5 protein-coding genes are annotated in these 8,045 nt (G+C 71.9%); 4 read left to right on the plus strand and 1 reads right to left on the minus strand.

Annotated features, from left to right (window positions below; all coding sequences use genetic code 11):
• The first annotated feature begins 132 nt into the window (after positions 1-132).
• Entirely contained in the window at positions 133-1,440 is a 1,308-nt protein-coding gene (locus RAN62_RS29690) for a CE1 family esterase (RefSeq protein WP_305788101.1), read from the plus strand.
• 27 nt (positions 1,441-1,467) lie between these two features.
• On the plus strand, positions 1,468-2,841 hold the full coding sequence (locus RAN62_RS29695) for a non-reducing end alpha-L-arabinofuranosidase family hydrolase (protein ID WP_305788102.1): 1,374 nt from the start codon (positions 1,468-1,470) through the stop codon (positions 2,839-2,841).
• A gap of 101 nt (positions 2,842-2,942) precedes the next feature.
• On the opposite strand, the gene RAN62_RS29700 is transcribed toward RAN62_RS29695, so the two are convergent.
• Positions 2,943-6,503 (minus strand): S8 family serine peptidase, encoded by a 3,561-nt coding sequence (locus tag RAN62_RS29700; RefSeq protein WP_305788103.1) that lies wholly within the window; start codon positions 6,501-6,503, stop codon positions 2,943-2,945.
• Positions 6,504-6,813: 310 nt separating this feature from the next.
• Between RAN62_RS29700 and RAN62_RS29705 the strand changes: the two genes are divergently transcribed.
• Complete coding sequence (locus RAN62_RS29705) at positions 6,814-7,905, plus strand: sugar ABC transporter substrate-binding protein (protein WP_305788104.1); 1,092 nt, start codon at positions 6,814-6,816, stop codon at positions 7,903-7,905.
• 2 nt (positions 7,906-7,907) lie between these two features.
• The coding region (locus tag RAN62_RS29710; protein WP_438874570.1) for an ATP-binding cassette domain-containing protein at positions 7,908-8,045 on the plus strand (138 nt) is incomplete at its 3' end.

Raw genomic sequence — 8,045 nt, forward strand, 5'->3', positions numbered from 1 at the left:
CCCGAATAGCGCCGAAAAAGGCGCGCCGAAAAGTGTTACATCAACCGAATACAATGACGAGCTTGAATGCGTGGGAGCGCTCCCGTAATCTCCCGGAAATAGCGGGGAACCGCCGATCCGAGGGAGATCACCATGCCGCGCCCCTGGCGTCCGATCCACCTGCTGCTCGTCATCGGACTGGTCCTCGCCGCCGCGGGAACGGCCTTCGCGGGAACGGCCGCCGCGGGAACGGCCTTCGCCGGAAGCGCCACCGCGGCGGGGACGAGCGGCTGCGGCCAGGCACCGACGCTGCGCAACGGCACCTACACGATCCAGAGCGGCGGGCAGACCCGCAGCTACATCCTGCGCATCCCGGACAACTACCAGCCCACCCTGCGGTACCGGCTCTTCGTCGGACTGCACTGGCTCAACGGCTCCGCGGCCGCCGTGGCCGACGGCGGGGGAGCGGCCGGCGCCGGCTGGGCGTTCTACGGCCAGCAGCGCATGTCGGGCAACGGCGCCATCTTCATCGCCCCGCAGGGCCTCGACGCCGGCTGGGCCAACACCGGCGGGCGCGATGTCACGCTGGTCGACGACATCCTGCGTACGGTCGAAGGCGCCCTGTGCGTCGACACCACCCAGCGCTTCGCCCTCGGCTGGAGCTACGGCGGCTCCATGAGCTACGCGCTGGCCTGTGCCCGGCCCACCGTCTTCCGGGCTGTGGCCGTCTACTCCGGCGCGAACCTCAGCGGCTGCGCCGGGGGCAGCCAGCCGGTTGCCTACTTCGGCATCCACGGCACCTACGACAGCGTGCTGAACATCTCGCTGGGCCGCTCCATCCGGGACACCTTCGTGCGGGCGAACGGATGCACCGCGCAGAACCCGCCCGAACCGGCGCGCGGCAGCGGGCGGCACATCACCACGGCGTACGCGGGGTGCCGGGCCGGATATCCGGTGCAGTGGGCGGCGTTCGACGGTGACCACACGCCCGAGCCGGTCGACGGCGGGTCCCCGAACACGGCCTCGACGTGGACCACCGGCGAGGTGTGGCGCTTCCTGACCCAGTTCGGCCCGGCCACGTCACCGGCCGGCGACCCGTCCACGCCGCCCTCCGGCTCGCCCTCCACGCCGCCCGCCCCGGGCGCGGCCTGCCGGGTCACCGCCACCATGAACGCCTGGAACACCGGGCCCACCACCAGCCTGACCGTCACGAACACCGGCTCGGCCGCGATCAGCGGCTGGGCGCTCGGCTTCGCGCTGCCCGCCGGCCAGAGCATCGTCTCCGGCTGGAACGCCACCTACTCGCCGGCCGCCGGCCAGGTGACCGCCCGCAACGCCGGCTACAACGGCGACCTGGCGCCCGGTGCCTCCGTGAGCATCGGCTTCCAGGCGACCCACACCGGGGCGGCCGGCGCTCCGGACGCGTACACCCTGAACGGCACCTCCTGCACCACCGCCTGACGTCCGCCCTTCCCCCAGGAGACCCCCATGATCCGATCCCGATGGGTCGCGCCGGCCCTGGCGCCGGCCGGCCTCGCCCTGGTCGCCGCGACCGCAGCCGTCGCGATGGCACCCGCGAACGCCGCCGCCGCGGGCTGCACGGTGGACTACGCCGTGTCGTCGCAGTGGCAGGGCGGCTTCAACGCGGACGTCTCGGTCACCAACCTCCGCGACCCGTTGACCAGCTGGTCGGTGTCGTGGACCTACGGCGCCGGGCAGACCGTCACGCAGGGCTGGAACGCCACCGTGGCCCAGAGCGGGACGGCGGTGACGGCCCGGAACGCGAGCTACAACGGCTCGGTGGCGACCGGCGGCAAGGTGTCCTTCGGCCTCTCCGGATCGTGGACGGGCAGCAATCCCGTACCCGCAAGCTTTGCCGTGAACGGGGTGAGCTGCACCGGTTCGGCCTCGCCGAGCACACCGGGCTCGCCGTCCCCGTCCACGCCGGGCGGCACGTGCACCCTCCCGTCGACCTATCGCTGGTCGTCGAGCGGCCCGCTGGCCGGCCCGAAGTCCGGCTGGGTGTCGCTCAAGGACTTCACCAACGTGGTCCACAACGGCAAGCACCTGGTGTACGCGTCGAACGTCTCGGGATCCGGGTACGGATCGATGAACTTCACCCCGTTCACCAACTGGTCCGACATGGCCTCGGCCGGGCAGAACGCGATGAGCCAGGGCACGGTGGCACCCACCCTGTTCTTCTTCGCGCCGAAGAACATCTGGGTGCTGGCGTACCAGTGGGGGCCGACCTCGTTCAGTTACAAGACGTCCACCGATCCGACCAACGCCAACGGCTGGTCCGCGGCGCAGACCCTGTCGACGGCTTCCATCTCCGACGCGCCCTACGGCGTGATCGACCAGACCGTCATCGGCGACGGGCAGAACATGTACCTCTTCTTCGCCGGTGACAACGGCAAGATCTACCGCCAGAGCATGCCCGTCGGCAACTTCCCGGGCAGCTTCGGCTCGTCGTACACCACGGTGCTCAGCGACTCGACGAACAACCTGTTCGAGGCCGTCGAGGTCTACAAGGTCCAGGGCCAGAACCAGTACCTGATGATCGTCGAGGCGATCGGCTCGGGCGGCGCCCGCTATTTCCGCTCGTTCACGTCCACCAGCCTCGGCGGGTCGTGGACCCCGCAGGCCGCGACCGAGAGCAACCCGTTCGCGGGCAAGGCCAACAGCGGCGCCACGTGGACCAACGACATCAGCCACGGCGACCTGGTGCGCAGCAACCCGGACCAGACCAAGACCGTCGACCCCTGCAACCTCCAGCTGCTCTACCAGGGCAAGAACCCGAGCGCCGACGTCCCGTACGACCAGCTGCCCTGGCGGCCCGGCCTGCTGACCCTGCAGCGGTGAGCGCCGTGATCACCCGGCTGGCAGCCGCCGCCGTCGCTGTCGTCGTGGCCTGAGGAACGGCGCGGGTGCCCGGAGGACGGGGCACCCGCGCCGCCGCGGGGTCAGCGCAGGCCGAAGGCCCGGGTGATGCGCTGGTCGACCCGGTTGCCCTCGGTGTCGCGGGCGGTTACGTGCAGCGCCACGAAGGAAGCCGCGCGCGGGGCGGTGATCCGGGCGGTGCCGCGGCGCAGCGAGGTGCGATGCCAGGTCCTGCCGTCGTCGTACGACACCTCGAGCGTCACGTCCCGGACGGACCCGGCGCCCGTGGCCGTCGTCAGGAACGACGTCCCGACCGTCAGGTCGAAGGTGCGCGGGGCGCGTCCGTCCCGGTCGGTGTCCACGGCGTAGTCGAGCTGGATCAGGGCGGGGGAGTCGACCGTGCCCGGCTTGACGTCACCCGACGCGAACCGCCACTCGGTCCGGGTACGCGTGGAGTACGGTCCGGCCCATGTGTCCCGGACGTTCTCCGCCACCAGCCGGTACGGGAGCCGCTCGGGGGCCAGGGGTCCGGCGACCAGCAGCGGGGTGTAGCGGTCGGCCGCGCTCACCAGCCGGTCGCCCTGATAGAGCGCCAGCCGGTCGTCGGCGCCGGTGAGGCCGGTGCTGGTGCCCTCGTGCGCGGCGCCCGAGTCGCCCCAGCCGGGGATGTGGGCGAAGAACCAGCCGCCCTCCTGCCGGAACGTGCCGAGCCCGTCGGGGTGGTCGACCAGCCGGGGCCGCTGCACCGGCCCGAACCAGCGTTCGGTGTGCACCGATCCGGGCCGGTAGGCGACGGGCGCGGTGCGCTGGGACTGCTCGTCCGGGATCTGGACGTCGGCGACCCACGTCTCGCCGGCGGTGACCCAGTCGGTGCGGTCGCCCCGGGCCGGTGTCTCGGTGTAGTCCAGCGACGCCGTCGAGCCCAGCGGGTCGGTGTCGGAGCGCTGTTCGAGGGCGCGGCCCGCCCGCCAGTTGCGGAAGGACACGTCGACGCGGGCCAGGGTGCGCGCGGTGGCCCGGTAGGTGAGCTCGGCCGGGATGCCGGTGGCGTAGTCGGTGACCAGGTCGTACGCGTACCGGATGGCCGGCTGAGACGTGACGTCCAGCCGGACGTGCCGATCGCGGCGCAGGCGGGCGATCAGCGCGTCGCCCTCCGCACGGGTGAGCGTCGCGACGGTGAGCGGCGGCGGATCGGCCGGCGCCCAGACCGAGCCGGGCCAGGGCGCGAGCCGGCCGTCGCCGCCGTTGACCACGAGCAGCAGCTTCGCCCCCGCGGCGGCCGCGGCGGCGGCCCGTTCCTCGATCGTCGTGGTGGCGTCGTTCCGGGCGACCAGGGCCTTGCCCCGGAGGTCGCCGCCGAGCACGGCGTCGAGCACCCGGGCTCCGGCAGGCAGCGGCGCCGCGCCGGGCCGCACCCGGAGGTCGTCGTAGCCGGCGACGGTCAGGGCCGGTTGCATCAGCCGCCAGCGGGCGGACAGCGTCAGCGAGCCCTGCGGGAGCTTGCCGGTGGGCAGCACCCACACGCTGTCGTACTCCGGGCCGGGGAACCAGGCGTCGAGCCACGGGCTGCCCGCCACCTCGCGGATCAGCTCGTAGCGGGCGGCGGTGACAGTGGACCGCTGCGGGGTGACTGCCATCGAACGCCGGGCCTTCGTGGCGTCGAAGACCACCGTCCGGTCGGCGGTGAGCCGGATGTCCGCGACCGGCAGGATGGCCAGACCCTTGGAGCCCGGGCCGTGCACGCCCTCGACGTCGGTGCTGAGCCACGCCGTGTACGTGTCCTCGGGCAGCCGCAGGTCGAGGGCCCCGGTCGCGTCGACGGCGAAGGTCCGGGTGGTGTCCCGGCCCAGCAGCACGAGCTGACCGGCGACGGGTCGGCCCGCGCGGTCCTTCGTGCGCAGGCGCAGCTGATGGCGTACGCCCTCCTGGCCCACCGCGACCGAGGTGCGCAACCCGGCGCCGTCCCCGGTGGCCGTCACGAAGCCGGAGAAGGCCTGATCCCCGGGCACCCGGTCGAACGACGTCGTGGCGGTCACCACTTGGCTGCCGTGCGCGGGAACGGTGATCGTGCCGGCGGACAGGCTGATCAGGTCGAGCGACGAGGTCAGGGTCAGCGACACCGGCTCGGCCCCGATGTTCGTGTACCTGACGTCGCGGCTGACCGGCCCGGCCGGCGCGGTCGGATAGCTCGGGTAGCCGAAGTTGACCGACCCGGTGGCGAAGACCGGGGCCCGGGTCGCGGCGGCGGCGTCCAACCGGCCGGTGCCACCCTGATAGGCGGTGACATCGGGGGTGGCCCTCGTGGTGCTGACCAGGGCGTCCTTGAGCTGTGCCCCGGTAAGTCCCGGGCGCGCGGCGGTGAGCAGCGCGGCCGCGCCGGCGACGTGCGGGGCGGCCATCGAGGTGCCGCTCATCGTCAGGTACGGACCCTCGCCCTCGGCGATGTGCTGCGAGCGGGCGGCCAGGATGTCCGCGCCGGGCGCGGTGAGGTCGGGCTTGAGCGCCCGGTCGCCGAGCCGGGGTCCCTGGCTGGAGAAGAACGTCAGCAGGTCCCGGTTGTCCACCGCGCCGACGGTGAGGGCGGCGTCGGCCGCGCCGGGCGTGCCCACCGAGTACGCGCCGGGGCCCGCGTTGCCCGCCGAGATGACGAAGAGGGCGCCGGTCTCCGCGCTGAGCTCGTCGACGGCGAGGCTCATGGGGTCGGTGCCGTCGGTCGGGTCGGCGCCCAGGCTCATGTTGACGATCCGGGCGTGCTGGTCGCGGACCGCCCACTCCATCCCGCTGATGATCCACGACTCCTGGCCGAAGCCGTCGTCGGCGAGCACCTTGCCGATGTGCAGCCGGCTGCCCGGCGCGACGCCCTGCTCCTTGCCGCCGGACGCGGCGCCGGTTCCCGCGATGGTGGACGCCACGTGCGTCCCGTGGCCCTTGCCGTCCTCGATCGACTCGCCGGGCACGAACGACCGGCTCGCCGCGACCTGTCCGGCCAGATCGGGGTGGCCGGTGTCGATGCCGGTGTCCAGGACGGCGACGTCGACGCCCGCGCCGGTGTTCCCCTGCCGCCAGACCTCAGGTGCCCCGATCTGCGCGGTGCTCTCGGCCAGCGCCGCCTCGGCCCGGCCGTCCAGCCAGATCTTGCGGACCGTCCCGCCCGCCGCCCGGGCCTGCGCCCCGCCGGTGACCGAGGCCAGGAACGCGCCGGAGCGGTCGGCGGTCAGGGCGGCACCGCCGATGCTGTCCAGCGGCCGCATGCCGGTCACCCCGGCCGGTGCCGCGCGCCGGGCGGACACCCCGCCGGTGTACGTGACGATCAGCGGGATGCCCGGGCTGTGCGCGTCGTCGTAGCCGTCCGCGAGCAGCTCGGTGACGTTGAACAGGTCCTTGTCGAGCAGTCCGGACGCGAGGTGCGGCAACGCGTCGTGCGGATACACGTACGTGTCGCCGTGCTCGGCGTGGGTGAGATAGCCGGTGAGCCGGCCCTCCCGGTCGCGCACCTGTACGCCGCCGGCGCCCGTGGTGACCTTGTCGCCGGTGATCAGCGTGACAGTGGCCGGCTCCGGTTGACGGGCCGGCGGGACGGGGGCGGCGAGGGCGCTCGATGTCGCCGGGACGATCGCGAGCGGGAGCGCGACGGCCGCGATCATCCCGAGTCCGCGCAGACGTGACAGTGCCAAAGGGAGCCTCACGGTGAGAGTGGGGGTGACGCAGCACAGCATGACCGGCTTCGATTACCTGTCGATCTCAGCAAGATTCCGGAATTTTCGGTAGCAGTGAGTGGCGGGCCCGCGGGCTGGACGCGAGAAAATTCGGCTGCAGCGCCTCTTGTGCGCGTGGATCACGTCAGTCAGAGTTGCCTGAGTCACAGTGGACCTCTCCCGGGTCGGCTGTCACCTCTGGAAGTTCCGGAAATCTTCCGATGATTCCGGGCCTTCCGTGCCCGAAAGGACATCGATGATGCGCAAAGGACTGTTCGCCTGCGCCGCCGCCGGGTCACTGATCCTCGGGGGACTGACGGCTTGTGGCGACGACGGGGGAAGTGGGAGCGGCGGCAGCGACACCGGCAAGGTCGGGGTCATCCTGCCGGACACCAAGAGCTCGGCGCGCTGGGCGACCGCCGACCTGACCTATCTCAAGCAGGCGTTCGCCGCCGCCGGGGTGACCGCCGACATCCAGAACGCGCAGGGCGACAAGACCCAGTTCCAGACCATCGCGGAGGGCATGATCTCCAGCGGGGTCAAGGTGCTGATGATCGTCAACCTGGACTCCGGGACCGGCAAGGCGGTGCTCGACAAGGCGCGGACCGCGGGCATCGCGACCATCGACTACGACCGGCTCACCCTCGACGGCGGCGCCGATTACTACGTGAGCTTCGACAACGTGAAGGTCGGCGAGCTGCAGGGGCAGGGGCTGGCCGACTGCCTGGCCGCCAAGAAGTACCCCAAGCCGGTGGTCGCCGAGCTCAACGGCTCGCCCACCGACAACAACGCCACCCTGTTCGCGCAGGGCTACAACTCCGTGCTCGACCCCAAGTACGCCGACGGGACGTTCACCAAGGGCCCGAACCAGGACGTGCCCGACTGGGACGGCGCCCAGGCGGCCACCATCTTCGAGCAGATGCTCACCGAGAACCGCACCATCAAGGGCGTCCTGGCGGCCAACGACACCCTGGGCAACGCGGCGATCGGCATCCTCAAGAAGAACAAGCTCAACGGTCAGGTGCCGGTCACCGGGCAGGACGCCACGGTTCAGGGCCTGCAGAACATCCTCGCCGGCGACCAGTGCATGACGGTCTACAAGGCGGTCAAGAAGGAGGCCGACGCCGCGGCCGAGCTCGCCATCGCGCTGGCCAAGGAGCAGAAGCCCAGCACGGCGACCAGTACGGTCAAGGACCCGACCTCGGGCAAGGACGTGCCGTCAGTCCTCCTCGATCCGCAGTCCATCACCAAGGACAACGTCAAGGCCGTGGTCGACGACGGGTACGTCAAGGCGGCCGAGCTGTGCGTGCCGCAGGTCGCGAAGGCCTGCACCGAGGCCGGGATCAGCTGACCGTGACCGAGGCACCACTGCTGCGGCTGGACGGGATCGACAAGAGCTTCGGTCCCGTCCAGGTGCTCCACGACGTCGGCTTGAGCGTCTGTCCCGGCGAGGTCACCGCGCTCGTCGGTGACAACGGAGCCGGCAAGTCC

Source organism: Symbioplanes lichenis (genome assembly GCF_030709675.1).
Classification (GTDB): domain Bacteria; phylum Actinomycetota; class Actinomycetes; order Mycobacteriales; family Micromonosporaceae; genus Actinoplanes; species Actinoplanes lichenis.